At 69.1% G+C, this 25,643-nt stretch carries 24 protein-coding genes and 1 tRNA gene; 8 read left to right on the top strand and 17 right to left on the bottom strand.

Annotated features, from left to right (window positions below; translation table 11 throughout):
• Positions 1-31: 31 nt before the first annotated feature.
• Both ACZ63I_RS01900 and ACZ63I_RS01895 read right to left on the bottom strand, forming a co-directional pair.
• Positions 32-1,660 (bottom strand): polyamine aminopropyltransferase, encoded by a 1,629-nt coding sequence (locus ACZ63I_RS01900; RefSeq protein WP_469334394.1) that lies wholly within the window; start codon positions 1,658-1,660, stop codon positions 32-34.
• 54 nt (positions 1,661-1,714) lie between these two features.
• Positions 1,715-2,242 (bottom strand): DUF2617 family protein, encoded by a 528-nt coding sequence (locus tag ACZ63I_RS01895; RefSeq protein ID WP_469334392.1) that lies wholly within the window; start codon positions 2,240-2,242, stop codon positions 1,715-1,717.
• Positions 2,243-3,054: 812 nt separating this feature from the next.
• Here ACZ63I_RS01895 and ACZ63I_RS01890 point away from each other — a divergent pair.
• Positions 3,055-4,242, top strand: coding sequence for a pyridoxal phosphate-dependent aminotransferase (locus ACZ63I_RS01890; protein WP_469334390.1), 1,188 nt, complete (start codon positions 3,055-3,057; stop codon positions 4,240-4,242).
• 126 nt (positions 4,243-4,368) lie between these two features.
• On the opposite strand, the gene ACZ63I_RS01885 is transcribed toward ACZ63I_RS01890, so the two are convergent.
• Positions 4,369-4,896 (bottom strand): type III secretion system chaperone family protein, encoded by a 528-nt coding sequence (locus tag ACZ63I_RS01885; protein WP_041987803.1) that lies wholly within the window; start codon positions 4,894-4,896, stop codon positions 4,369-4,371.
• 224 nt (positions 4,897-5,120) lie between these two features.
• Positions 5,121-7,763: an ATP-dependent chaperone ClpB gene (gene clpB, locus ACZ63I_RS01880; RefSeq protein WP_469334388.1), complete on the bottom strand. Its 2,643-nt coding sequence runs from the start codon at positions 7,761-7,763 to the stop codon at positions 5,121-5,123.
• A gap of 137 nt (positions 7,764-7,900) precedes the next feature.
• Here clpB and ACZ63I_RS01875 point away from each other — a divergent pair, with 137 nt between their 5' ends.
• On the top strand, positions 7,901-8,323 hold the full coding sequence (locus tag ACZ63I_RS01875; protein ID WP_469334386.1) for a pyridoxamine 5'-phosphate oxidase family protein: 423 nt from the start codon (positions 7,901-7,903) through the stop codon (positions 8,321-8,323).
• Positions 8,324-8,444: 121 nt separating this feature from the next.
• Here the strand turns inward: ACZ63I_RS01875 and ACZ63I_RS01870 are convergent, their stop codons facing one another.
• Positions 8,445-8,765: a hypothetical protein gene (locus ACZ63I_RS01870; RefSeq protein WP_041987799.1), complete on the bottom strand. Its 321-nt coding sequence runs from the start codon at positions 8,763-8,765 to the stop codon at positions 8,445-8,447.
• Positions 8,762-9,073, bottom strand: coding sequence for a hypothetical protein (locus ACZ63I_RS01865; RefSeq protein ID WP_469334384.1), 312 nt, complete (start codon positions 9,071-9,073; stop codon positions 8,762-8,764). Before ACZ63I_RS01865 ends, ACZ63I_RS01870 begins: the two co-directional genes overlap by 4 nt.
• Positions 9,074-9,200: 127 nt before the next feature.
• Between ACZ63I_RS01865 and ACZ63I_RS01860 the strand changes: the two genes are divergently transcribed.
• Positions 9,201-10,184 carry a helix-turn-helix transcriptional regulator gene (locus tag ACZ63I_RS01860; RefSeq protein ID WP_469334382.1) on the top strand — a complete coding sequence of 328 codons (984 nt, stop codon included), beginning with the start codon at positions 9,201-9,203 and terminating at the stop codon, positions 10,182-10,184.
• A 137-nt stretch (positions 10,185-10,321) separates the two neighbouring features.
• A complete protein-coding gene (locus ACZ63I_RS01855) occupies positions 10,322-11,299 on the top strand; it encodes a helix-turn-helix transcriptional regulator (RefSeq protein WP_469334380.1) in 978 nt (325 codons plus the stop codon).
• A 57-nt stretch (positions 11,300-11,356) separates the two neighbouring features.
• Here the strand turns inward: ACZ63I_RS01855 and ACZ63I_RS01850 are convergent, their stop codons facing one another.
• The 4 genes from ACZ63I_RS01850 to dnaK are packed head-to-tail and all read right to left on the bottom strand — an operon-like array spanning position 11,357 to position 15,595.
• Entirely contained in the window at positions 11,357-11,827 is a 471-nt protein-coding gene (locus ACZ63I_RS01850) for a heat shock protein transcriptional repressor HspR (protein ID WP_469334378.1), read from the bottom strand.
• A 4-nt stretch (positions 11,828-11,831) separates the two neighbouring features.
• Positions 11,832-13,022 carry a molecular chaperone DnaJ gene (dnaJ, locus tag ACZ63I_RS01845; RefSeq protein WP_469334377.1) on the bottom strand — a complete coding sequence of 397 codons (1,191 nt, stop codon included), beginning with the start codon at positions 13,020-13,022 and terminating at the stop codon, positions 11,832-11,834.
• A gap of 45 nt (positions 13,023-13,067) precedes the next feature.
• A complete protein-coding gene (gene grpE / locus ACZ63I_RS01840) occupies positions 13,068-13,742 on the bottom strand; it encodes a nucleotide exchange factor GrpE (protein ID WP_469334375.1) in 675 nt (224 codons plus the stop codon).
• A complete protein-coding gene (dnaK, locus tag ACZ63I_RS01835) occupies positions 13,739-15,595 on the bottom strand; it encodes a molecular chaperone DnaK (protein WP_041987787.1) in 1,857 nt (618 codons plus the stop codon). The genes grpE and dnaK overlap by 4 nt, the downstream gene beginning before the upstream one ends.
• A 396-nt stretch (positions 15,596-15,991) precedes the next feature.
• Here dnaK and ACZ63I_RS01830 point away from each other — a divergent pair, with 396 nt between their 5' ends.
• From ACZ63I_RS01830 to ACZ63I_RS01820, 3 genes are all read left to right on the top strand, one after another.
• On the top strand, positions 15,992-16,675 hold the full coding sequence (locus ACZ63I_RS01830; protein ID WP_469334374.1) for a sugar transferase: 684 nt from the start codon (positions 15,992-15,994) through the stop codon (positions 16,673-16,675).
• Positions 16,676-16,774: 99 nt separating this feature from the next.
• Entirely contained in the window at positions 16,775-19,069 is a 2,295-nt protein-coding gene (locus ACZ63I_RS01825; protein ID WP_469334372.1) for a (Fe-S)-binding protein, read from the top strand.
• 225 nt (positions 19,070-19,294) lie between these two features.
• The gene (locus tag ACZ63I_RS01820; RefSeq protein ID WP_469334370.1) at positions 19,295-20,179 is read left to right on the top strand and encodes a Yip1 family protein; all 885 of its coding nucleotides are present in this window, start codon (positions 19,295-19,297) and stop codon (positions 20,177-20,179) included.
• Positions 20,180-20,198: 19 nt separating this feature from the next.
• Here the strand turns inward: ACZ63I_RS01820 and ACZ63I_RS01815 are convergent, their stop codons facing one another.
• Complete coding sequence (locus ACZ63I_RS01815) at positions 20,199-20,696, bottom strand: phosphoribosyltransferase (RefSeq protein WP_469334368.1); 498 nt, start codon at positions 20,694-20,696, stop codon at positions 20,199-20,201.
• Positions 20,697-20,703: 7 nt separating this feature from the next.
• On the bottom strand, positions 20,704-21,279 hold the full coding sequence (gene dcd, locus ACZ63I_RS01810) for a dCTP deaminase (protein WP_041987775.1): 576 nt from the start codon (positions 21,277-21,279) through the stop codon (positions 20,704-20,706).
• A 470-nt stretch (positions 21,280-21,749) separates the two neighbouring features.
• On the opposite strand from dcd, the gene ACZ63I_RS01805 reads away from it, so the two are divergent.
• Positions 21,750-21,823, top strand: a tRNA-Gly gene (locus ACZ63I_RS01805).
• A gap of 254 nt (positions 21,824-22,077) precedes the next feature.
• Here the strand turns inward: ACZ63I_RS01805 and ACZ63I_RS01800 are convergent.
• The 5 genes from ACZ63I_RS01800 to ACZ63I_RS01780 all read right to left on the bottom strand — a co-directional run bounded on the left by ACZ63I_RS01800 (position 22,078) and on the right by ACZ63I_RS01780 (position 25,610).
• A complete protein-coding gene (locus ACZ63I_RS01800) occupies positions 22,078-22,770 on the bottom strand; it encodes a hypothetical protein (RefSeq protein WP_469334366.1) in 693 nt (230 codons plus the stop codon).
• 60 nt (positions 22,771-22,830) lie between these two features.
• Positions 22,831-23,301: a DUF4240 domain-containing protein gene (locus ACZ63I_RS01795; protein WP_469334364.1), complete on the bottom strand. Its 471-nt coding sequence runs from the start codon at positions 23,299-23,301 to the stop codon at positions 22,831-22,833.
• Between the two features lie 296 nt (positions 23,302-23,597).
• Complete coding sequence (locus tag ACZ63I_RS01790) at positions 23,598-23,921, bottom strand: transposase family protein (RefSeq protein ID WP_469335517.1); 324 nt, start codon at positions 23,919-23,921, stop codon at positions 23,598-23,600.
• A gap of 217 nt (positions 23,922-24,138) precedes the next feature.
• Positions 24,139-25,347, bottom strand: a complete 1,209-nt coding sequence (locus ACZ63I_RS01785; protein ID WP_469335515.1) for a tyrosine-type recombinase/integrase — start codon at positions 25,345-25,347, stop codon at positions 24,139-24,141.
• A complete protein-coding gene (locus tag ACZ63I_RS01780) occupies positions 25,344-25,610 on the bottom strand; it encodes a helix-turn-helix domain-containing protein (protein ID WP_469334362.1) in 267 nt (88 codons plus the stop codon). Before ACZ63I_RS01780 ends, ACZ63I_RS01785 begins: the two co-directional genes overlap by 4 nt.
• Positions 25,611-25,643: the final 33 nt, after the last annotated feature.

Below are 25,643 nucleotides of genomic sequence, written 5' to 3'. Positions count from 1 at the left end.
CAAACGAGCCTACTCAGCCGGTCGTCCCCCGTCAGCCCGTGTAGCGCGGATGCACCAGCGTCGAAGGGGCGAGGCCCGGCAGCCGGGTGCGCTCGGCCGCCCTGCCGTCGGCCCGCAGCACGGGGCCCGAGACCGACCGCAGCCGTGGCGCGCCGGGGGCGAGGCCGAGCGGCGGCGGGTGCGGGGCCTTCGAGGCGAGGATGAATCCCCAGTCGCCCGCGACCTGCCGGCCCGGCTTCGCCCGATCGGGCCCGGCGGCGAAGCCCGCGTCCCGTCCTGTGGCGCGATAGGGGCTGGTGCTGAAGCCCGCGGCGCGCAGCGTCGCGTCCACGGTCCAGTACGCCCGTGGCTGGCCGCTGAGCGAGCCTGTGTGGACGGCGAGCCTGCCGCCGGGGGCGAGGACCCGGCTCGCGAGTCCGTAGAACTCCTCCGAGTACAGCTTCGTGCTGGGGGTGATCCCGGGGTTGGGCAGATCCGAGATGATCACGTCGTACGTCTCGCGCCGGTCGTCGCGCAGCCAGGCGAACGCGTCGGCGCTCACCGGGTGCAACCGCGGATCGCGGTACGCGTGCGCGTTCAGCTCGGTCAGCGCGGGGTCCGTACGGGCCAGCCGGACCACGCCGGGGTCCAGCTCGACGAGGGTGACCGAGCGGACGTCGCCGTACCGCAGGACCTCGCGGGCGGCGAGTCCGTCGCCGCCGCCGAGGATCAGCACGCGCGCGTGCGGCCCGCGCATCGCCGGGTGCACGAGGGCTTCGTGGTAGCGGTACTCGTCGCGCCCGCTGACCCGCAGCCGGCCGTCCAGATACAGGTCGAGCGGTCCGCGCCTGCTGCCGGTGAGCACGACCTCCTGCACGTCGGTGTGGACGGCGACGCGCACCCGGTCGCCGTAGACCGCGCGCCGCGCGGCCCGTTCGAAGTCGCCGACGAGGCACATCGCCGCGCCCAGCACGGACAGCACCAGCACGTTCGCGGTGAGCAGCAGCCAGCGCGAGCGGGGCGTCAGGTCGTGGCCGAAGACCCAGAGCACCAGCGCGCCGCCCGCGACGACATTGACGGCGCCGGTCACCAGCGCGCCGGTGAGCTGGCCGAGCCAGGGCAGCAGCAGGAACGGGAAGGCGAGTCCGCCGACGAGCGCGCCCACGTAGTCGGCGGCGAACAGGTCGGCGACGGTCCCGCCGGGGTCCTGTCTGGAGACCCGCTGGATCAGCGTCATCAGCAGCGGGATCTCGGCGCCGATGAGCACGCCGATGCCCAGGGAGAAGCCGACGAGCGCGATCCGGGACTCGCCTATCCACGCGAAGCTCGCGTAGAGCACGATCGCCGAGCAGCCGCCGAGCAGCGCGAGGGCGGACTCGACCAGGGCGAAGCCGACGGCGGCGCGCAGCCGCAGCCGCTTGGCGAGCAGCGAGCCGATCCCCATCGCGAAGACCATCGTGGACAGCACGACCGAGGCCTGCGTGACGGAATCGCCGATCAGATACGACGCGAGGGCGACCAGCTCCAGCTCGTACACCAGTCCGCAGGCGGCGCAGACGAAGACGACCATGAGGATCAGGAACCGGCCGGCGTCGGCGCGCACGGGCAGCCGCGCCCCACCGCGGGACGGCGACCCCCCGGGCTGCTCCATCTGCTCGACGTGCTCGACCTGCTCGATCATGTCGGTAACGCTACGTCACGATGCACGTGCCGTTTGTCACCCACAAGGGTGTAACTACAGCATCGCGGGCATACGCGCGCCCAGCCGGGTGCGGGTGACGACGAGCTGGCCCTCCTGCGGGTACGCGTGCCACGTGCGCCACCGCACCCCGCCTGAGCCGTCCTCGTCGCGCTGCGCCAGCATCGCCGTGAAGGCGTGCGGCGAGCCGGGGAAGGTGCCGGCGAGCCCGTTCGGGTGGTCGGCGACCAGCGCGAGCAGTTCCTGCGCCCGGCCGGCGAAGGAGCCGGTCGACAGCGTCTCGACGCGGGCGGCGAATTCGTACTCCCATTCGCCGAGTCGCTCGGAGACACCGAGCGGCAGCGGCGTACTGCTGCCGGGGATGCAGGCGACGGTCTCCGAACAGGCGCCGCGCCGCTCCTCCAGCAGGACCTGGTGGGAGGCGCCGAGCAGTCTGAGCTGGAGTCTCGCTCCGCTCAGGTCGAGATCGAGGACGGCGAGCGCCGGCAGCGGATCCCGGCCCAACGCCCAGGCCAGATCGGCGGCGCGGGTGTCGGTGTAGGCGGTATTGAGGGTCGTGAGCATGGGTCGGCTCCGCAGACACGCTTGACGGATGGACCGGCGGCATCCCGGAAGGATGAGCGACGAACTAGCGAGGGAACTGTGGGGAGATCGCCTGCTCGGCTCCGCGTGAGGTCCGAGGGCTGGAGGCTCTCAACTGCGAGGGAATCATGAAGTGTGCCGGGCTCACAGCGTTTTTACCCAACTTGACGGGGTTTCCATCCCCTCGGGGGTGGTGCGGTTCATCTGTTCCCCGCCGCCGGCACCCCGACAGGGCGATGCCCGGCGGAGGTTGACCTCCGCCGGGCGTCGTCCTCGGCACCGCGGATCGGCTGCCCCGTGTCAGCCGCTTCCGCCGCATCCCCCGCCGCCGCCGCAGGACGAACCGCCCCCGCAGGACGAGCCGCCACCGCAGGAATGACCACCGCCGCAGGAATGACCACCGGAATGGCCACCGGAGTGACCGCCCGCATGCCCGCCGGAGCCCGCGTCGTTCTGGGTGTAGTACGACGCCCCCGCGCCGGACCCGCTCCCCGCCCACCAGCTCCGGTTACTTGAGCGGCGCTTCGCGCCTTTCCTCATCGGCCCGCGCCGCGAACTGTCGCGACCGCCGAGCTTCGCCACGAATCCGATGAACGCGACCGCGACCAGTACTACCACCAGTCCCAGTGCCATCGTCCTCACCGTCCTTCCGTCCCCCCGCAGCGAAGCCCCCGTGACCCCGCCGTACCGGCTCCGGATCGGGCCGGCTTCCTGACTGACTGGGTTGTCCCCAGGGCCCGGCGCACCGAAAGCTGACTTGAGCAACTACAGAGGTTCGGCACAGGATGGCCGCCATGACCGCACGCGATCCGGGACGGCGCCCGCTGCTCAACCGCCGACTCACCGAGTTCGGCACGACGATCTTCGCCGAGATGTCCGCGCTCGCCGTGCGCACCGGCGCGATCAACCTCGGCCAGGGCTTCCCCGACACCGACGGCCCCGAGGAGATCAGGGAGGCCGCGGTACGCACCCTGCGCGACGGCAAGGGCAACCAGTACCCGCCGGGCCCCGGCGTCCCTGAGCTGCGCGCCGCCGTCGCCGACCACCAACAGCGGCGCTACGACCTGGCGTTCGACCCGGACACCGAGGTCCTGGTCACCGCGGGCGCCACCGAGGCGGTCGCCGCCGCGCTGCTCGCCCTGGTCGAGCCGGGCGACGAGGTCATCGCCCTTGAGCCGTACTACGACTCGTACGCGGCCTGCATCGGCATGGCGGGCGGCGTACGCGTCCCCGTCACGCTGCGCCCCCGCGACGGCGCGTACCACCTGGACCTGGACGAGCTGCGGGACGCGGTCACCGACAACACCCGGCTGATCCTGCTCAACACCCCGCACAACCCGACCGGCACCGTCCTCACCCGCGCCGAACTGGCCGCGATCGCCGAACTCGCCGTCGAGCGCGACCTGCTGGTGGTGACCGACGAGGTCTACGAGCACCTGGTCTTCGACGGCGAACACCTCCCGATCGCCACCTTCCCCGGCATGCGCGAGCGCACGGTCACGATCAGCTCGGCCGGCAAGACGTTCTCGTTCACCGGCTGGAAGGTCGGCTGGGTGACGAGCACCCCGGAACTGGTCACGACGGTACGAGCGGCCAAGCAGTTCCTGACGTACGTCTCGGCTGGCCCCTTCCAGTACGCCGTGGCCGAGGCCCTGCGCCTGCCTGACAGCTACTTCGACGACCTCCGCACCGACCTCCGCGCCAAACGCGACCTGCTGTCGGCGGGCCTGACAGCGGCCGGCTTCGACGTCTACCGCCCGGCCGGCACGTACTTCGTCACCACCGACATCCGCCCCCTGGGCGAAACGGACGGCTTCGCCTTCTGCCGAGCCCTCCCGGACCGCTGCGGCGTGGTGGCCGTCCCCAACGCGGTCTTCTACGACCACCGCGACCAGGGAGCCCCCTTCGTCCGCTTCGCCTTCTGCAAACGCACCGACGTCCTGACGGAAGCAGCCACCCGCCTCAAGACACTCGCGCCCTGAGCGGACCACGGGCCGAAACGAACCGGGCGGAAAGGATTCGGGCGGAAAGGATTCGGGCGGAAAAAACCCGGCCGGGGCGCCGATCGTGGTGATCGGCGCCCCGGCCGGGGTGTGGTTCCGCGTCGGTCAGACGTCTTCGGGCTTTTCGTCGCCCGGTTCCAGGCCGAACTGCTCCACGAGCCACTTGTCGAACTCGATGGAGGCGCGGACCCAGCTCACCGTGGAGGACACGAAGTGCTCCAGGCTCACGCCCGTGCCGATCAGCATCTGGGCCTCGCCGATGAGGCGGACGGTGGGCGGGCCGTCGCCCTCCTCGTGGACGTGGCTGTAGACCTTGGGCCACAGGGTGCGGCGGTTCCAGTCGTCGATCGCGTCGAGGATCTTGGCCTTGTCACCCATGGGGTGCGGCCGGTCGTAGAACGTCCGCACCGAGAAGACCTGCTGGTCGTCCTCGCCGCGGAACATGAAGTACGTACGGAATTCCTCCCACGGCGCCGCGAGGTCACCCTCGTCGTCGACTACGTACTTCAGCTCCATCTGTTCGAGGAGCTGCTTGACCAGATCCTGGTCGGGGACGACGGGGCCCGCCGGTCCTGCAGCCTGCGGTTGGGGCTGGCCCCCGAAATTCGGAATCGAGGACGGGTCGATGCTCACCGAGAATTCCCTTCGTACGGTTCCTGCCATCCTCCCCCATCGCGGGCGGGGAGTGGCAAGCCCGGTCGGCGCCGCTCGGCTGTGGGCCGGGGCAGGGACAGTCTCCCGTCGCCTGCCCAGGCCCACCCGGAGCATGCGGCCCGTGTCGGGCTGTGTCCGACCCGTGGTGGCCGCGCCCCGTGGTGGCCGCGCCTCGCGGCGGCCGCGCCTCGCGGCGGCCGCCGTCAGAGCGTCTTCGGCGGGCTCTCCACCGGGGCCTCCGTGGCGGGCGGCGCATCGGCCCCCGTCGTCGGGCCCACGATCAGCCCGTCGTCGAACCGGTCCACCCGCACCGTGTCGCCGTCCTTGATCTCGCCCGCCAGGATCTCCTTGGCGAGCTGGTCGCCGATCGCCGTCTGGATCAGCCGGCGCAGCGGCCGCGCGCCGTACGCCGGGTCCATGCCCTCCACGGCCAGCCAGGACAGCGCCTCCGGGGTGACGTCCAGGGTGAGCCTGCGTTCGGCGAGGCGCTTGGCGAGCCGGTCGATCTGGAGCCGGGCGATCTCCGCCAGCTCCTCCTTGGCCAGGGCCGAGAAGACCACCAGGTCGTCCAGCCGGTTCAGGAACTCGGGCTTGAAGGACGACCGGACCAGCTCCAGCACCTGCTGCTTCTTGGTCTCCTCCGACGGCAGCGGGTCGACCAGGTACTGGCTGCCGAGGTTCGACGTCAGGACCAGGATCGTGTTGCGGAAGTCGACCGTACGGCCCTGCCCGTCGGTGAGCCGGCCGTCGTCCAGGACCTGGAGCAGGACGTCGAAGACCTCGGGGTGGGCCTTCTCGACCTCGTCCAGCAGGACGACGGAGTACGGGCGGCGCCTGACGGCCTCGGTGAGCTGGCCGCCCTCCTCGTACCCGACGTAGCCGGGAGGCGCGCCGACGAGCCGGGCCACCGAGTGCTTCTCGCCGTACTCGCTCATGTCGATACGGACCATGGCCCGCTCGTCGTCGAAGAGGAAGTCGGCGAGCGCCTTGGCCAGTTCGGTCTTGCCGACACCGGTCGGGCCGAGGAAGAGGAACGAGCCGGTCGGGCGGTCCGGGTCGGCGATGCCGGCCCGGGTGCGGCGCACGGCGTCGGAGACGGCCCGTACGGCCTCGGTCTGGCCGATCAGCCGCTTGCCCAGCTCCTGCTCCATCCGCAGCAGCTTCTGCGTCTCCCCCTCCAGCAGCCGGCCGGCCGGGATACCGGTCCAGGCGCCGACCACGTCCGCGATGTCGTCCGGGCCGACCTCCTCCTTGACCATGGTGTCCAGAGCAGCTTCCTGCTCCGCCTCCGCCGCCTCCTCCAACTCGCGCTCCAGGCCCGGAATCTCCCCGTACAGCAGCTTGGAGGCGGTGTCGAAGTCGCCGTCGCGCTGGGCGCGTTCGGCCTGGCCGCGCAGGTCGTCGAGCTGTTCCTTCAGCTCACCGACGCGGTTGAGGCCCTCTTTCTCCTTCTCCCAGCGGGCGTTGAGGCCGCGCAGCTCCTCCTCGCGGTCGGCGAGGTCGCGGCGCAGCTTCTCCAGGCGCTGCTTGGACGCGGGGTCCGACTCGTTCTTGAGGGCCAGCTCCTCCATCCGCAGCCGGTCGACGGAGCGCTGCAGCTCGTCGATCTCCAGCGGGGACGAGTCGATCTCCATCCGCAGCCGGGACGCCGCCTCGTCCACGAGGTCGATGGCCTTGTCGGGCAGGAAGCGCGAGGTGATGTACCGGTCGGACAGCGCGGCGGCGGCGACCAGCGACGCGTCAGCGATCTGCACCTTGTGGTGGGCCTCGTAGCGGCCCTTGAGCCCGCGCAGGATCGCGATGGTGTCCTCGACGCTCGGCTCGGCGACCAGCACCTGCTGGAAGCGCCGCTCCAGCGCCGCGTCCTTCTCGATCCGCTCGCGGTACTCGTCCAGCGTCGTCGCGCCGACCATCCGCAGCTCGCCGCGGGCCAGCATCGGCTTGAGCATGTTGCCCGCGTCCATCGCGGAGTCACCGCCCGCGCCCGCGCCGACGACGGTGTGCAGCTCGTCGATGAAGGTGATGATCTGCCCGTCGCTCTCCTTGATCTCGGAGAGGACGGTCTTCAGCCGCTCCTCGAACTCGCCCCGGTACTTGGCGCCGGCGACCATCGCGCCGAGGTCGAGCGAGACCAGGCGCTTGTTCTTCAGCGACTCCGGTACGTCGCCTTTGACGATGCGCTGCGCCAGCCCCTCGACGACGGCCGTCTTGCCGACGCCGGGCTCGCCGATCAGCACCGGGTTGTTCTTCGTACGGCGTGACAGCACCTGCACCACGCGCCGGATCTCGTGGTCCCGGCCGATGACCGGGTCCAGCTTGCCCTCGCGGGCCGCGGCGGTGAAATCGGTGCCGAACTTCTCCAGAGCCTTGTACTGACCCTCCGGGTCGGGTGTGCTCACCCGGCGCCCTCCCCTTGCCTTCTCGAACGCGTCCAGCAGTTTCCTGGCCGAGGCCCCCTGCTGCTGCAGCAGTTCCCCGGCGCGACCGCCCTTGGCGGCGATCCCGATGAGCAGATGCTCGGTGGAGAGGTATTCGTCCCCCAGCTCCTTCGCGCGCTGCGCGGCGTCGGCGACGACGGCCAGCGTCTCCCGGTCGGGCTGCGGCGGCGCGACGGTGGAGCCGGTCACGCTGGGCTGTCCGGCCAGCAGCCGTTCCGCCCCTGACCGTACAGCGGCCAGGTCGGCATCGACCGCCGCCAGCAGGTCGATGATGTTCTCGTTGTCCTGCCCTTCGAGCAGGGCGAGCAGCAGATGTGCTGGGGTCAGATCGGGGTGTCCTGCCGATACGGCGCGGCTGCTGGCCGCGTTGATCGCGTCCCGGCTCCTGTTGGTCAGCTCGGCGTCCACGTGCGCTCTCTCCTCCTTGCGCGGATCTTGCTGGGGTGTCCACGTCTCCACTGGGCCTGACAGTCTCAGCGTACGCAAAGTTGAGTCTATTCCACTCAAGCCTGAAACGGCGGCCTTCCCCGCCTACGATTTGCCGCATGTCCGACGACCAGCGCGAACACAGTCGCGAACACAGCCCGGAGTTCCTCGCCTTCTGGAGCGAGCGCCATGTCTGCACCCTGACCACGGCGCGCCCCGACGGCACCCCGCATCTGGTCCCGGTGGGCGTCACGTACGACCAAGAGGCGGGGATCGCGCGCGTCATCGCGAACAAGCACAGCAAGAAGGTCCGCAACGTACTGGCGGCACAGTCGGCGGCGAGCGGCGCGCGGGTCGCCGTCTGCCAGGCCGAGGGACGCCGCTGGTCGACGCTCGAAGGGCGCGCGACGGTACGTACGGACGCCGGCGCCGTCGCCGAAGCGGTGGGCCGCTACACGGCGCGCTACGGGCGCACGCCCTCGCCCAACCCGGACCGGGTGGTCATCGAGATCACCGTCGACCGGACGATGGGGCGCGGCTGAAACCGGCCACCGGCCGCGAAGTGAACGCGGGCAGCACAACGGCGCCATCGTGTTTCAGGTCCACGATGGCGCCGTTGTGTGGGGGAAGCGCCTGAACGATCTTGAACGACGGGGGAATCGTTCAGGCACTGCGGGGGGTGGCCGTGTTGGTTTGTGGCTCGACGAGCTGGTGGTCACGCTGGTCGAGGTTGACGAAGATCATGTCGTACCTGATGACACACCGCACCGGTTGCGGCGCGCCCCGCGGCCTTCGCAGGAGGCGGTAGGCACGTACCTCTTCGTCCTCTTCGCGTACGACGACGATCGGTTCGCCGAAGAGGGTGACCGTCACCGATTCGCCGCGGTGTGAGATCGCGGTGACGAGATCGATGAAGTGCCATCCGGAGCGATAGGCGGTAGCCATCTCGCGCCGGAGGACCCGGTCATCCGATGGGACGTTCATGCGACTACGTCTGCCGGGGTGGTGTCCCAACCCATGTCGGGCGGTGTGACAGGCGCGACATCGGCGGGGGTGGTGTCCCAGCCCATGTCCGGCGGTGTCACCGGCACGGCGGCCGCCGCGCGGTGGCCCCAGCCCATGTCCGCCGTGCCCAGCGTCGTGACCGCTCCGGACACGTGCGTCTGCTCCGCCGCGACCCGGACACCAGCCGGAGCACTGCCCCAGCCCATGTCGAGCGCGCTCAGTCCGCCCAGTGCCACCGGAGCGGCAAAGGCGACGACCAGCGCCGAACGAAGCAATCTCCTGCCCATAACGGCTACGTCCTCACTAAGTAGTTCCTCTCCCCGTCCGTCACGACAATGACTCATTGGTAGACCCCAACGCCACAGGAGCGATGCATCATGTTCCTGCAGGTACAGCAACCTGAGGGGTGGAGAATTGAGTACGACTTACTCAAATGAGACACATCGGCACGCTCTTACGGAACTGTGTGCCGAGGGGACACGGATCTACACCCAGGCTCTGCGCTCCGGACGTATCGGTAGGCACGAGGTCGAATCGGCCCCTTGCCTGATCGATTTCGCCCTGTTGCACCCGGATCCCGACGACCCCGACTGGCTGCGTCCGGTCGCTCCCGCCACCGCACTGGCGCAGCGGCTGCACCCCATCGAGCGGGAGATCCAGGAGCGCCGCCGGCAGACGGTCGACCTCGCCGACTCCTTCGAGCAGTTCATCGTCCTCAGCGCGCAGGCACCGCCCAACATCCACGCCATCACGGTGCTCGAAGGGTCCAACCGCATCAACAACGCGCTCGATGTGGCCGCCGCCGAGAGCAGGACGGAAGTGCTGACCATCCAGCCGGGCGGCGGGCGCAGCGAGAACGTGCTCAGCCAGGCGATAGCGCGGCAGAAACCGCTGGTCGACCGGGGCATCAGCATGCGCACGCTGTACCAGCACACGGTGCGCTACACCCAGAGCACCTTCGCCTACGTCGAGCACATGGCCGGCACGAAGATCGAGATACGCACGCTCGAACAGCTCGTGGAGCGGCTGATCATCTGCGACGACACCGTGGCCTTCATCCCGGCCCGCAACGACAACACGGTCGCGCTCGAACTGCGCCACCCCGGCCTGGTGTCGTACCTCACCAAGGTCTTCGAGCACCTGTGGCAGCGCGCCACCCCGCTGCTCGAACCCATCGCCTCCGCCCCCGACCCCGAGGGCATCACCGACGTCCAGCGGTCCATCGCGAAGCTGCTCATCGAGGGCCTGGTCGACGAGACGATCGCCCGGCGGCTCGGCATGAACGTCCGCACCTGCCGTGCGCACATCGCGAAGCTCGCGGCCTCGCTCGGCAGCGGCAGCCGCGCACAACTCGGTTTCCTGATAGCGCAGTCGGGGATCCTTGACGAGAAGAACTGAGGGGGGTGCCGGCGGGTGCCACCGGGGGCTGACCCGTTTCACGTGGAGCTACGCTTCACGACCGGCGACCCGACGGCAAGACGGCGGACGCTTCGCACGTCAGAAGTTCCGGTTTTGGAAGGTGGGGACAACGGCGGATGGCGCGAGAAGCCGAGCCCGCGCGAGACAGCCTGCTGCCCCTCGCGGCACGGGAGTTGTACGCGCGCCTGGCGGCCGGTGAGAACGTACCGCCCGACACCGAGGGCCTCGCGGCCCTGCACAGCCGCGGAATCGCCCGTACGGACCCGGCGAGCGGCCTCGTCAGCGTGCTGGACCTGGACAACGTGGAGCACCGGCTGCGCGGATCCGTACGGGACGCCCTGACCCACTCCGTCGGACTCGTCGCCGAACTGCACTCCGCCGTGGACGACTTGCGCGCACGCCACGCCGCAGCCCGCCCCGGTGCCGCTCCTTCGCCCGGCGCGCTCTTCGTGGAGGGCAAGGACGCCGTCAACCGGTCCATAGCTGCCGCCTGCGACAGCGCGCGGGAGGAAATGCTCTGCGCCCAGCCGGGGCCCCGTACGCGCCGTTCTCTGGCCTTGGCGGAGGGCCGGGACACCGAGCTGCTGGAGCGCGGCGTGTCGGTCCGCACGCTCTACCGCGCGAGCAACAAGACCAACCCGGCCGTCCACGAGCGGGTCAGGACGCTGCGGCCGAAGGGCGGCCAGTTCCGCACGCTGGCCAGCCCGTTCCTGCTGATGATCATCTTCGACCGCAGACTGGCCTTCCTGGTGGACCGGCTGGAGGGCCGCCCGGCCGCCGAAGGGGCCTGGCAGGTGCGGGACCCCGCCGTCTGCGCCTTCCTCGCCGATGTCTTCGAGCAGCAGTGGGTACGGGCCGACGAGTGGCTGGCACCCGCGCCGTCCGGCGCCCCCGTGGTCAGCACGCAGCTCCAGCGCGCCATCCTGCGCGAACTGTGCGCGGGCCACGACCAGCAGCAGATCGCCAAGACCCTGGGCTACAGCGCCCGTACGGTCAACGCCCATCTGACGGACCTGCGGGGGCGGTTGGGCTTCCGTACGGTCTACCAGCTCACCCACTGGTGGGCGACGTGCGAGGAACGCGAACTGGACTGAGCCCCGCCGTGGTGGCGGGGCCCAGTCCAGTAGCCGTTCGCTTGTCCGGGCGGCGGCTCAGTCCGTGGCCCGCTTCGGGCGCCACACCACCAGCGCCGACGCCGACTGCACGTCCTGGTACGGCACGAGGTCCCGGCGGTACGACGCGTGCACCTGCGCCTCGCGCTGCTGCATCGCGGCAGCGGCGCCGTCCACGGCAGCCGCCAGCTCGGCGACCCTGGCCTGGAGCGCGGCGACCTGGTTCTCCAGCTCGATGATGCGCTTGATACCGGCGAGGTTGATGCCCTCGTCCTGCGACAACTGCTGCACCTGGCGGAGCAGTTCGATGTCGCGGGCCGAGTAACGCCGGCCCCGGCCCGCCGTGCGGTCCGGGGAGACCAGGCCGAGCCGGTCGTACTGCCTGAGTGTCTGCGGGTGCAGACCGGAGAGCTGGGCCGCCACCGAGATGACGTACACCGGCGTCTCCTCGGTCAGTTCGTAGGCCCTCGTGAACGCCGAGGGCCGGCTGCGCCGACCGTCCCTGTCCATGACGTCATGCTCCCTTCGCGGCCTGGAACAACTCCGCCCGCGGGTCCTCGTCTCCGGTCGCCTTCCGATAGGCCTCCAGCGCGTCACGTGCCTGCGCGCCGAGGTCCTTGGGGACGACCACCTCGACGGTGACCAGCAGGTCGCCGCGCGTGCCGTCCTTACGTACCGCGCCCTTGCCGCGGGCGCGCATGGTCCGGCCGTTGGGGGTGCCGGCCGGGAGTTTCAGGGTCACTGCGGGACCGCCCAGGGTCGGCACCTTCACCTCGCCGCCGAGCGCCGCCTCCGCGAAGGTGACGGGCACGGTGACGGTGAGGTTGTCGCCCTTGCGGCCGAACACCGGGTGGGCGTGCACATGCACGACCACGTACAGATCGCCGGCCGGGCCGCCCCGCTCGCCCGGGGTGCCCTTGCCGCGCAGCCTGATCCGCTGCCCGTCACTGACGCCCGCCGGGATGCGGACCTGGATGGACCGCGACGACTTGGCGCGCCCGCTGCCCTTGCAGACCTCGCAGGGGTCCTGGGCGATGAGCCCGCGGCCCTTGCAGTCCACGCACGGGTCGGTCAGCGAGAATCCGCCGCCGGTGCCGCGCGAGACCTGGCCCGTGCCGACACAGGTCGGGCAGACCCTGGGGGTGCCGTTCTTGTCGCCGGTGCCCGAACACGCCTTGCAGGGCGCCTGGCTGGACATCCGCAGCGGGACCGTGGACCCGTCGACCGCCTCGGTGAAGCTGAGCGTCACCTCGGACTCGATGTCCTGGCCGCGGCGCGGCTGCGTACGCGTGCCCGCGCCGCCCCTGTTGAACAGACCGCCGAACACGTCCCCGAGGCCGCCGCCGAAACCGCCGGCGCCGCCGGGCTGCTGTCCGCCGCCGCCCTGCGGGCCGCCTCCGAAGAGGTCCCCCAGGTCGAAGTTGAACGAACCGCCGCCCGCGCCGGGGCCCGGACGGAAGCCGCCGTTGCCGAACAGGGCGCGCGCCTCGTCGTACTCCTTGCGGCGCTTCGCGTCGCCCAGTACGTCGTTGGCCTCGGAGATCTCCTTGAAGCGGTCCTCGGCCTTGGCGTCGCCCTTGTTGGCGTCCGGGTGGAACTCGCGGGCGAGCTTCCGGTACGCCTTCTTGATCTCGGCCTCTGTGGCGTCCTTGGGGACGCCGAGAACCTTGTAGTAGTCCTTCTCCACGAAGTCCTTCGTGCTCATTCCCGACGTCCCTCCTCTCCGCCTGTCACTGCTGTCACTACCGCGTCAGCCCTCGTCCGGGCCACCGCTCTCCTTGCTGTCGACGTCACCGGCCGGGTTGCCCTGCTCGTCGGCCGCCTTCGGCTGGGCCCCCGGCTGGGGCTCGGCCACCGCGACCCGCGCGGGCCTGATGGTCCGCTCGCCGAACCGGTACCCAGGCTGCAGGATCGCGACGCACGTCGTCTCCGTGACATCCGGCGCATACGAGTGCATCAGCGCCTCGTGGATCGTCGGGTCGAAGGGCTCGCCCTCCTTGCCGAACGTCTGCAGTCCGAGCTTGGCCGCCACGTTCTCCAGCGACTCACCGACGGACTTGAAGCCGCCGACGAGTTCGTCGTGGTCACGCGCCCGGCCGATGTCGTCGAGCACGGGGAGGAGTTCGGTCAGCAGATTCGCGACGGCGATCTCCTTGACCTGGATCCGGTCCCGCTCCACCCGACGGCGGTAGTTCTGGTACTCCGCCTGCAGCCGCTGGAGGTCCGCCGTGCGCTCACCGAGCGCCATCCGGGCCTGGTCCAACTGGGCTGTCAGAGCGATCTGCTGTGCTGCGTCCCCGGCCGGGGCCGCCGGGCCCGGCTCCTTGTCGGAGTCCGGCTCGGCGGCGTGCGGCGTGGCGTCATCCGAGGAGGCGCCGGAGGGGACGTCGGGCTTCTCGTCGAAGCCCGGAGTCTCCTCGGTCACGCCGCCCCACCCTTCGTGTCGCGCTCGTCGTCGACGATCTCGGCGTCGACCACGTCGTCGTCCTGCTTGGCCTGCTGCTCGGTGCCGCCGTCGGCCGGGGCCTCCGTGGCGCCGTCCGCCTGCGCGTTGGCGTACATGGCCTGGCCGAGCTTCTGCGAGACGGCGGCGACCTTCTCGGTCGACGTGCGGATCTCGGCGGTGTCCTCGCCCTTGAGCTTCTCCTTCAGCTCGGCGATGGACTCCTCGACCTCGGTCTTCACGTCACCGGGGACCTTGTCCTCGTTGTCCTTGAGGAACTTCTCCGTCTGGTAGACGAGCTGCTCGGCCTGGTTGCGCGTCTCGGCGGACTCGCGGCGCTTGTGGTCCTCGTCCGCGTACTGCTCCGCCTCCTGGCGCATCCGGTCGACCTCGTCCTTCGGCAGCGAGGAGCCGCCGGTGACGGTCATCTTCTGCTCCTTGCCGGTGCCGAGGTCCTTGGCGCCGACGTGCATGATGCCGTTCGCGTCGATGTCGAAGGTGACCTCGATCTGCGGCACGCCGCGCGGGGCCGGCGGCAGACCGGTCAGCTCGAACATCCCGAGCTTCTTGTTGTACGCCGCGATCTCGCGCTCGCCCTGGTAGACCTGGATCTGCACCGACGGCTGGTTGTCCTCGGCCGTCGTGAAGATCTCGGAGCGCTTCGTCGGGATCGTGGTGTTGCGCTCGATGAGCTTGGTCATGATGCCGCCCTTGGTCTCGATACCCAGGGACAGCGGGGTCACGTCGAGGAGCAGGACGTCCTTGACCTCACCCTTGAGCACACCGGCCTGGAGCGCGGCACCGATGGCCACGACCTCGTCCGGGTTGACGCCCTTGTTGGCGTCACGGCCGCCGGTCAGCTCCTTGACCAGCTCGGCCACGGCCGGCATACGGGTGGAACCGCCCACCAGCACCACGTGGTCGATCTCGGACAACTGGATGCCGGCGTCCTTGATGACGTTGTGGAACGGCGTCTTGCAGCGGTCCAGCAGGTCGGACGTGAGCTGCTGGAACTGCGAGCGCGTGACCTTCTCGTCGAGGTGCAGGGGCCCCTCGGCCGACGCCGTGATGTACGGCAGGTTGATCGTGGTCTCCGTCGAGGACGACAGCTCGATCTTCGCCTTCTCCGCGGCCTCGCGGAGACGCTGGAGAGCCATCTTGTCCTTGGACAGGTCCACGCCGTGCCCGTTGGCGAACTGCTTCACCAGGTAGTCGACGACGCGCTGGTCCCAGTCGTCACCACCGAGGTGGTTGTCACCGTTGGTGGCCTTCACCTCGACGACGCCGTCACCGATCTCCAGCAGCGACACGTCGAAGGTGCCGCCACCGAGGTCGAAGACCAGGATCGTCTGGTCGTCCTTGTCCAGGCCGTAGGCCAGGGCGGCCGCCGTCGGCTCGTTGACGATACGCAGGACGTTCAGGCCCGCGATCTCGCCGGCCTCCTTCGTCGCCTGGCGCTCGGAGTCGTTGAAGTACGCCGGGACGGTGATCACCGCGTCGGTGACCTTCTCCCCCAGGTACGACTCCGCGTCCCGCTTCAGCTTCTGCAGCACGAAGGCCGAGATCTGCTGCGGGTTGAAGTCCTTGCCGTCGAGGTTGATCTTCCAGTCGGTGCCCATGTGGCGCTTGACCGACCGGATGGTCCTGTCGACGTTCGTGACTGCCTGGCGCTTGGCCACCTCGCCGACGAGCACCTCGCCGTTCTTGGCGAAGGCGACGACGGACGGCGTGGTCCTGGCGCCTTCGGCGTTGGTGATGACGGTGGGCTCGCCGCCTTCGAGAACGCTGACGACGGAGTTAGTCGTGCCCAGGTCGATGCCGACCGCACGTGCCATTTCGATTCCTCCAACTGACTTGAGTGGAACAGGCTCAAGGATGCACGACAGATCCGCGAGAGTCAAAGGACATGAGCCAAGGGGGCTCAACTATTGTGCCGCCACCCCGCAGCACCGGAGCTGACCTGCCCTGACACGGCCCCGGAATGGCCGCTAACCCGGGCCGAGCCGTATCGCCGTGCGATCGTTCTATGACAAGTCCCACAAACAGGACAGAACAGGCAGGTACGGCTTATGGCTCGATTCCGGATGGGTCGTTACGACAAACGAACGCCGACCCCCGAACGGTTCCTGGCAGACCCCAAAGGGTGCCCGCCGCCCCCGAAAGGATTCCGGCCGGCCCCGAGAGGAGTCCGGCCGGCCCCGGAACGGCTCCGGTCGGACCCCGCACGGATCTTGTCGGACGCCAAACGGTTCCTCCCGACCTCCGAACGGTTCCTCCCGACCCCCGAACGGCTGCTCCCGACCCCCAAGCGGTTTCTCCCGACCCCCGAACGGCGCCTGCCGGACGCCAAACGGCTGCTGGATCTGACGCTCGGCTCCGTCCTGCTGGCGGTCTCCGCCCCCGTACTCGCCGTCGCCGCGCTCGCCGTCGCCGCGACCCGGCCGCCCGGCGGCATCCTCGCGAGCGACTACCGCACCGGCCGCGACGGCCACCCCTTCATCGTCCGCTCGTTGCGCACCCGCCGGTTCCGGCTCGACCTGCTCTCCCGGCTGCCCCACGTCGTACGCGGCCAGATGTCGCTCGTAGGACCGGCGCCGCTGGTCGTCGGCTCGCCGGGCGCGGCGCCGCGCTGGCGGCAGAGCGTACGGCCGGGGCTGACCGGCCTCGCCCAGGTGCGGCGGCACTCGGCGCTGCCCTGGGACGAGGCGCCGCTGCTCGACCAGCACTACGTCGAGCACCACTGGATCGGTCTTGACCTGCTGATCCTGGCCCGCTCGGTACCGGCGCTCCAGCTCGCCCGACCCGCCCGCGCCGAGGCGCGTCACGCCACCGAAGTCCGATGTGCTCAAATGAGCACCCATGCCGCACTGAGCGACACAGATCACCGGTTGCGCCGCTACATCGCGGTGAGATAAGTGGGTACGCTCAGGACGGACTGATTAAGTTACCGCTTAGTAGCGTGCGGGATTTCCCAGCTCGCGGGATTTCCCACCTCGCAGGCCCGAGGAGCCCCCATGCAACTCGCCGCGATCATCGTGTCGCTGGTACTCGCCGTCGTCGGCGTCGCGCTGTTCGCCCGAGCCATCGCGCAGATCTACCGCTTCACCCAGCTCGGCCAGCCCGTACCGGCAGGGACCAGGACCGACGAACCCGGCCGGCGCACCCTGACCGTGGCCAAGGAGTTCCTCGGCCACACCCGGATGAACAAGTGGGGCGTCATCGGCGTCGCGCACTGGTTCGTGGCGGTCGGCTTCTTCACCCTCGTACTGACCCTGATCAACGCCTTCGGCCAGCTCTTCCAGGCCGACTGGCTGCTGCCGGTCATCGGCGACTGGACCCCGTACGAGGTGTTCGTCGAACTCATCGGCATCCTCACCACGCTCGGCATCCTGACGCTCATCGTCATCCGCCAGCTCTCGCTGCCCGGCCGCGCGGGCCGCAAGTCCCGCTTCGCCGGATCCAACTTCGGCCAGGCGTACTTCGTCGAGGCCGTCATCCTGATCATCGGCCTGTGCATCCTGACGCTGCGCGGCCTCGAAGGCGCCCTGCACCACACCGACAGCTACGGCGCCGCGTACGTCGTGTCGTACCCGCTGGTCGCCGCCTTCCGGGGACTCAGCCTGAGCACCCTGCAGAACCTGGTCTACGTGGTCGCGCTGATCAAACTCGCGACCTCGTTCATCTGGATGATCACCGTCGCGCTCAAGACCGACATGGGCGTCGCCTGGCACCGCTTCCTGGCCTTCCCGAACATCTGGTTCAAGCGCGACGCGCAGGGCGGTACGGCGCTGGGCCCGCTGCTCCCGATGGTCTCCGCGGGCAAGGAGATCAACTTCGAGGACCCGGGCGAGGACGACGTGTTCGGCGTCTCGCAGATCGAGCACTTCTCCTGGAAGGGCATCCTCGACTTCTCCACCTGCACCGAATGCGGCCGCTGCCAGTCGCAGTGCCCCGCCTGGAACACCGGCAAGCCGCTCTCCCCGAAGCTGCTGATCATGTCGCTGCGCGACCACGCGCACGCCAAGGCCCCGTATCTGCTGGCGGGCGGCGGCAAGACCATGGAGGGCGAGGAGAAGGCGTCGGCCGAGCAGCTCGCCGGCGTACCGGCCGCGGCGCTCGCCGAGGCCGAACGCCCGCTGATCGGCACGCTCGAAGAGAACGGCGTCATCGACCCGGACGTGCTGTGGTCCTGCACCACCTGCGGCGCGTGCGTGGAGCAGTGCCCCGTCGACATCGAGCACATCGACCACATCGTCGACATGCGCCGCTACCAGGTGATGATCGAGAGCGCCTTCCCGAGCGAGGCGGGGACGATGCTCAAGAACCTGGAGAAGAAGGGCAACCCCTGGGGGCTGCAGAAGAAGCAGCGGCTGGAGTGGACGAAGGAGGTCGACTTCGAGGTGCCCGTCGTCGGCCAGGACATCGAGGACCTGTCGGAGGTCGACTACCTGTACTGGGTCGGCTGCGCGGGCTCGCTGGAGGACCGGGCGAAGAAGACCACGAAGGCCTTCGCGGAGCTGCTGCACATCGCGGGCGTCAAGTTCGCGATCATGGGCGGCGACGAGAAGTGCACGGGCGACTCGGCCAGGCGCCTGGGCAACGAGCCGCTGTTCCAGCAGCTCGGCCAGGAGAACGTGGCGATGCTGAACATGGCCTTCGGCGAGGAGCTGGACGACGAGGGCCGTGCCACGGCCGAGTCGAAGAAGCCCAGGTCGGCGAAGAAGATCGTCGCGACCTGCCCGCACTGCTTCAACACCATCGCCAACGAGTACCCGCAGCTCGGCGGCGAGTACGAGGTCATCCACCACACCCAGTTGCTCCAGCACCTGGTGGACGAGGCGAAGCTGGTGCCGGTGACCCCGGTCGAGGGGCTCATCACGTACCACGACCCCTGCTACCTGGGCCGGCACAACAAGATCTACACCCCGCCGCGCGAGATCATCGCGAAGGTGCCGGGACTGCGCAGCGAGGAGATGCACCGCCACAAGGAGCGGGGCTTCTGCTGCGGCGCGGGCGGCGCGCGGATGTGGATGGAGGAGCGGATCGGCAAGCGCATCAACAACGAGCGGGTGGACGAGGCGCTGTCGCTGAACCCGGACATCGTGTCGACGGCGTGCCCGTTCTGCCTGGTGATGCTGACCGACTCGGTCAACGCCAAGAAGGCCGCACCGGACAGTGGCTCCGCCACGGGCGGCAAGGCGAAGGAGTCGCTCCAGGTGGTCGACGTGGCTCAGTTGCTGCTCGACTCGGTGCGGACGCCGGCGGAGCCGGAGACGGAGAAGGTGGCGGAACCGGAGCCGGCGCAGTAGCCGGCTCGTGGTGCAGTAACCAGCTCGTGGTGGGGACGGCCGGGCCTGGATGGGGAGCGGGCCCGGCCGCGTTACGTGTGGGCGAGTAGCCCCTCGGCGACGCCCTGGCAGCCCCCCAGGGTCCCCCCGGTGTCCCCCTAGGGGATGTCACAGGTCGGCCGCAAAGGTACGCGCGTTCGCCGTCCGCGCCCGCTGGGCCCGCCGGGAGCGGGTACGTTCGATTGCGTGGCTGGATTCAGGAACGGACGCGGCCGGGACAACCGCACGTCGCAGCAACACCCGCAACGGCAGCAACAGCAGCAGCCGTACGGGCGGCAGGCGCCGCCTCAGTACGGCCAGCAGCAGTGGCCGCAGAGCGGGCCGCCGCCGGGGCAGGGGGGCTACAACGGTGAGCCGGAGTACTTCGGCGACCCGTACCAGCAGCCCCAGCACCCGCAGCACCCGCAGCAGGGCGGCGGCGTGGACCCGTACGCCAACAACCCGGGTCACACACAGGCGTTCAGCATCGGTGACGACCCGTACGGCGACGGCGCGACGTACCGCGCGGGCGCCGCTGCGGCGCCGTCGGGCCCGCGGCTGGGCTGGCGGGACCTGCTGAGCGGCATCGTGTTGCGGCCGCGCATGACGTTCCTCCAGATGCGCGACTACCCGGTGTGGGGCCCCGCGCTGACGGTGACGTTCCTCTACGGGCTGCTCGCGCTCTTCGGCTTCGACACGGCCCGCGAGGACGCCATAAGCGCGACGCTCTCGACGGCGATCCCGTACGTCCTGACGACGGCCGTGGCGTTCGTGGTGGGCGGTCTGATCCTGGGCGTGGTGACGCACACGCTCGCCCGCCAGCTCGGCGGCGACGGCGCGTGGCAGCCGACGGTGGGCCTGTCCATGCTGATCATGTCGATCACCGACGCCCCGCGCCTGATCGTGGGCGTCTTCCTGGGCGGCGAGAACAGCATCGTCCAGGTGCTGGGCTGGCTGACGTGGATCGGGGCGGGCGCGCTGTTCACGGCGATGGTGGGCAAGTCGCACGACCTGCCGTGGCCGAAGGCGCTGGGCGCGTCGGCGATCGAGCTGATCGCGCTGCTCTCCCTGATCAAGCTGGGCACCCTGTAGGGAACCCCGAGGAAACCCCTCAGGCGTCGAGCACCTGTCCGGTACGCCGCACGACAGGCTGCTCGACGCTCCAGGGGAAGTTGATCCACGCGTCGGTGCGCTTCCACACGTACTCGCACTTCACCGACGACTGCGGCTTCTCGTATATGACGGCGCTGCGCACCTCGGCGACATGCGCCCGGCAGAAGTCGTGCACCAGCTTGAGCGTCTTGCCGGTGTCGGCGACGTCGTCGGCGATGAGGACCTTCTTGTTGGAGAAGTCGACGACGTTGGGCACGGGCGCGAGCATCACGGGCATCGCGAGGGTGGTTCCGACGCCGGTGTAGAACTCCACGTTGACCAGGTGGATGTTCTTGCAGTCGAGCGCGTACGCGAGCCCGCCGGCCACGAACACCCCGCCGCGGGCGATGCTCAGCACGACGTCGGGCTCGTACCCGTCGTCGGCGACGCTCTGCGCGAGTTCACGCACGGCGCGGCCGAACTTCTCGTACGACAGATTCTCCCGCTGCTGACTCATGCGACCATCACACCTGAGTTCGGTGAAAATTCAAATAGGACCGCGAGGCCGTGGGCCCCCGCTGCCCCTGGTACCGCGAGCCGTAGCGCTCGGAACCGTACGGGAACTCCGCCGGCGAACTGAGCCGGAACAGGCAGAGCTGCCCGATCTTCATCCCCGGCCAGAGCTTGATGGGCAGCGTGGCCATGTTCGACAGCTCAAGGGTGACGTGCCCGGAGAACCCGGGGTCGATGAACCCGGCGGTCGAATGCGTCACCAGCCCCAGCCGCCCGAGCGAGGACTTCCCCTCCAGCCGGGAGGCGATGTCGTCGGGCAGCGAGATGACCTCGTACGTGGACGCGAGCACGAACTCCCCGGGATGCAGGATGAACGCGTCGTCCCCCTCGGGCTCCACCAACCGCGTCAGATCGGCCTGCTCGACGGCGGGATCGATGTGCGGATACAGGTGATTCTCGAACACGCGGAAGAACCGGTCGAGCCGCACATCGATGCTCGACGGCTGCACCATCGAGGCGTCGTACGGATCGAGGCGTACGCGTCCGGAGTCGAGCTCGGCCCGGATGTCCTTGTCGGAGAGAAGCACGCCCCGAGGATACGGGGGAACACGCGGACCACCCGAATCCGGCCGGCCCACGCACCCCACACCGGCGCCACCGCGCCTCAGCCCCGCCGAACCTCCACAGGCACGGCATGCCGCAACCGAGCACACCGCGGACACCGAATAAGCCGCCCGGGCCCGATCCGCCCGGCCTCAAGCTGCTGCATCGGGAACGACGCAGTACTGAACACATGCCCATCGGCACAGCGGACGACGGTGCGCTCCATCAAATCCATCGGTTCCCTTCCCCAAGCAAACGCGGACGAACGCCACATTAGGGGATGAAGGGAACACCGAACGCCCCGGCACTCCGACACCCAACCTACGCCCCAACTCCCGCCCCCACCGCCCCCATCCACCCCCCGAACAACACGCACCCCCCGCCCCGGACTGCACCGGGAACCGAGGGGTGAGGTAGAGTATGCGACGACGCGACGCCCCATCAGGCTGTCCGCGCGGGTGTAGTTTAATGGTAGAACATGAGCTTCCCAAGCTCAGAGCGCGAGTTCGATTCTCGTCACCCGCTCCACGACGAAGGCCCAAGTCAGCGACTTGGGCCTCCTTTGTTGTCTAGACCATTTCTAGGGCTCGTGCCATTCGCGTGCCATAACGGCCCCTCCGACCAGGCCGAATGACGCTGACGGGCCCCGTTGGACGACACAGGACGCCTCGTCATCTCATTTAGCGAGACGCACTTTAAGTGACCTGCATCACAGGCCGCAGGTGAGCCTTGAGCGGGGCACAAGGAACCGTTCGCAAGGTTCTCCCTGACGCGTGCAACGCTCAGAAGGGACTGCGCTCCGGCCCCGGATAGCCAATCCCTCGGATTTCCTCAGCCACGTCCGACAGGATGGTCGCCGCGTTCAGGCCCGACACGAGCGCGGGGGTCAGCGGTCGCAACGCGTACACGTGGCCGACCGCTGCGAGGTTCACGGGGACCTCGTAGTAGTCCTCGGCGAATCGCTGGTACGCCTTGGGAGAAGGGTCGGCGAGGAGGCGGAACAGCCGGTTCGCGCCGTCGGGGTCGTCGTAGCCTGCTGGGAAGTCAATCGTTCCGTGTCTCCACCGAGTGTCGGCCGTCTCTCGCCATATGCAGGCCGTCACGGCCGGCACATGGTCCCCGTTGCTGAAAGCCGGCTCCTCCACACACGAGCGGAAGGCCGAGGGAACACCGTCGATCACGCCCGGCCAGACCGCACCGTCGTTTGCGCCCAGGCTCATCGGCGACTCGTGATCGAAGCCGCGCACGTAGGCACCTGCCGCCGAGAAGACGATGGAGTACTCGTCCCCCGAGCCGTTGCGCATCGAGGCCATCTCCTCACCGTCCGCCCAGGCGGAGTTGAAGGAGAAGTACCGGTACTCCCAGTCAGGGCTGAGGATCGTGTCGAGCACCGCCAACGAACGGGACAGGTTCCGCAGGTCACCGATGGCAGGCAGTCGACGCGCGACGTCGTATGAGGTCATGCGCTGATCCAATCCGCTGCCTCTGACAGACGGCGTCTCAACTGGGTTCTGGCACACATTCCGTGAGGACGATCAACGACGCTGGAGTTCGTCACCACCCGCAGGCCATGGCGTTTGATCAGCCCAGCCCTCCGTGTTGGAGCGGGATTCGTAGGAGTAGCGGGTATCGCGGTCCCACTCCTCCCCGGTGATGCGTTTGTATGCCCGGTCCGGGGTGTAGAGCAGGGGCTCGGCCCAGATGAGGTCGGCGGCGTAAGGAGTGAAGGCCGATAGGTCCTGGAGGACGCTGTCGAATTCGGTGCGGCCGGCGGCGACGACCGCGGCTCGGGTGTAGAGGAAGACATCTCCGCTCAGGTCGTGTCCGTACTCCTTGCGGTCCAGCCGGTAGAGCGCCCACGACAGTTGTTCGGCAAAGCCGATGACCAGCGACAACGGAGACTGGGCAAGCCGCTCGGTGAGCGTGGCTGCAAGGATTTCGGCGTCCGGGTCAGGTTCCGTGGGCCTGCAGTCCTCGATGAGCTGCCAGAAGGCGTCTTCGTTCATGCCGGCGAGCATGCCGCAGTGGTCTGACACTCCTGGCTCCGGGTCACCGGTTTGCTGCGGCTGTGAGAAGGACGCGTTTGCGGAGCAGGGGGAGCTTGGCGCGTCCGAGCATCTGGCGTTTGACCAGCTTGATCTGATTTACGCGGCCCTCGACGGGCCGGAGTTCCAGCGTGTACTCAGGCCCTGGAGCACGGCATCCCAGTCCTTCTCCAGACCTGTGGTGAAGGCATGCAGACGGGTCAGGTCCGCGGTGCGGACAGCGATGATCCAGCCTTTGAGGTGCTGACCGGAGCGGATCAGGCACGGCCATGATCGCCCGCAGCAGCGTGTCCGGCCCGGCCTGCGAGGGCAACTGCAACGACCGTCAGGACACGATGCGAGGCCGGAGTCCTTCTCCCGTACCTGAACGTCAGACCCGCGACCTGCTCAACGAACGTACGACGCCCGCACAAGGCGATATCGCAGTACAGCCGCCGCACGGTCAGTGCGATCACCACCGGCTGGTCACCGACCGGAGTGTCGGCCAGCTGGCGATCGTAGCAACTGTGCACATGACTCGACAGAGACTCGCAGTCCGTGCACCAAGCCGTGCCATCGAGGGTTCTCGCAACGATGTGCACCACACCGCGCTCCGTGAACACCCGCTCCACCAAGGCCGACCTGAACTGCGGGAACAGCACCCCTATGAGGTCATCACACCGCACCACAGTCCCAGATGACGCGACGTCACCGTGGCAGACGCCCGTGATCGCCCTCACGGAATGTGTGCCAGAACCCTCAACTGGCCCATGTACCAGAGGCCGGTCGCCCCACCATCACGGATCCGCGCCGACCGGGCTATCTACGTCGCGCGAGCGGCGTGCCAGACGCAGGTGGGCGTGGCACAAGAGGATGAATGGTCGCACCTCCGCCGCTGCTCTGGTGGGGTCGCTGTGTCTGGCGGCGGACGTCGTGGTCGATGTCAGCGGCGAGCCGGCGCTGGTGCTCCTTGGTGGAGTGCTGGTAGATCAGCTGCGCCTTCTCGGAGGACTGGCCCGCGCGGACCATGAGGTCCTTCAGCTTGGCCCCGGTGTCGGCGGCGAGGGTGTTGCCGGTGTGCCGCAGGTCGTAGAAGCGGAAGCCCCCGGGTAGGCCCGCTTGGTCCCGGGCTCTTCGCCACTTGCGCCCGAAGGTCGTACCGCGCAGGGGCGCGCCCTTCTCTCCGACGAAGACCAGCCCGTCGGGTCCTGGCTCGGCGAACCATTCCAGGTGACGACGGAGGTCTTCGTACAGGAAGGCGGGTAGGACGATCTCCCGTTTGCCGGCACGGGACTTGGGGTCGCCGATGACGCGGTGGCCGGTGTTCAACTCGGGCGCGGCACGGCGTACCCATAGAGAGCCGGCGTCGAGGTCGATGTCGTCTCGGCGGAGTTCGGCGAGTTCCTCCGGACGCATCGAGGCGAACGCGCCGAGGAGGACCAACAGCCGCCAGCGCAGACCGATGACATCGGCAAGGGCGAAGACCTGGGCCACCGTCGCGACGGGACGTTCGTCGGCCTCTTCGCGTCCCGCGCCGCGGATACGGCACGGATTCTTGCGAATCATGTCGTCGTCGACCGCGGTCTCCATGATGGCTTTCAGTAGCCGGTACGACTTGGCGACCGTGGTCCTGCCCGTGGCCCGCAGCCGCTCCGCGCGCCAGGACCTGACGCGGGCCGGGCTGATGGCGTTGACATACAGAGCACCGAACGTCGGCTCCAGGTGGAGTCGCAGGAGCCGGCGATACAGCTCGTCCGTCGTGGGTGCGAGGCCCCGTTCGTCGATCCAGCGGGTGGCGTACTCGGCGAACAGCACCTCGCCGTCGGCCGGGTCGATCCAGTCGCCACGCGTCTGGTCGGCCTGGATCTGTGCGAGGAAGACCTCGGCGTCGCGCTTCGTCTCGTACGTATCGGGAGCTGGGCGCAACACGCCGTCGGTGCCGGGGTACCGGGCCTGGTACCGGCCGGACGGCAGCTTGCGTATCGCGCCGAAGCGGCGACGCGAAGCCCCACGGGCGCGGGCGGTCAGACCGCTCTCCCGTGACGGGACCGCGTACTGCGGACGGGCTCGACGGTCCGCTCGCCCACGTAGTCGCGAAGGACGCTCTCGGCGATGCGGACGTACTTGCCGATCTTGACGTAGCGGATACGACGCTCGTGGATCAGGCGGCGTATGAACCGCTCACCGGTACCGAGCCGTTCGGCGGCGTCAGCCACGGTGAGGAGGCGATCGGGTTCGTTGCTCACCTCCTTCCAGGCAGCGGTCCGGACGGAGGGCCCGTGCGAGGGCATGTCGAAACGGTTCAAGAACGGTCCTGTTCCGGC

The organism is Streptomyces sp. NPDC087906 (assembly GCF_055584925.1).
Note: the sequence above shows the minus strand (reverse complement) of the source record. Positions and strands in the feature narration are given on the sequence as shown.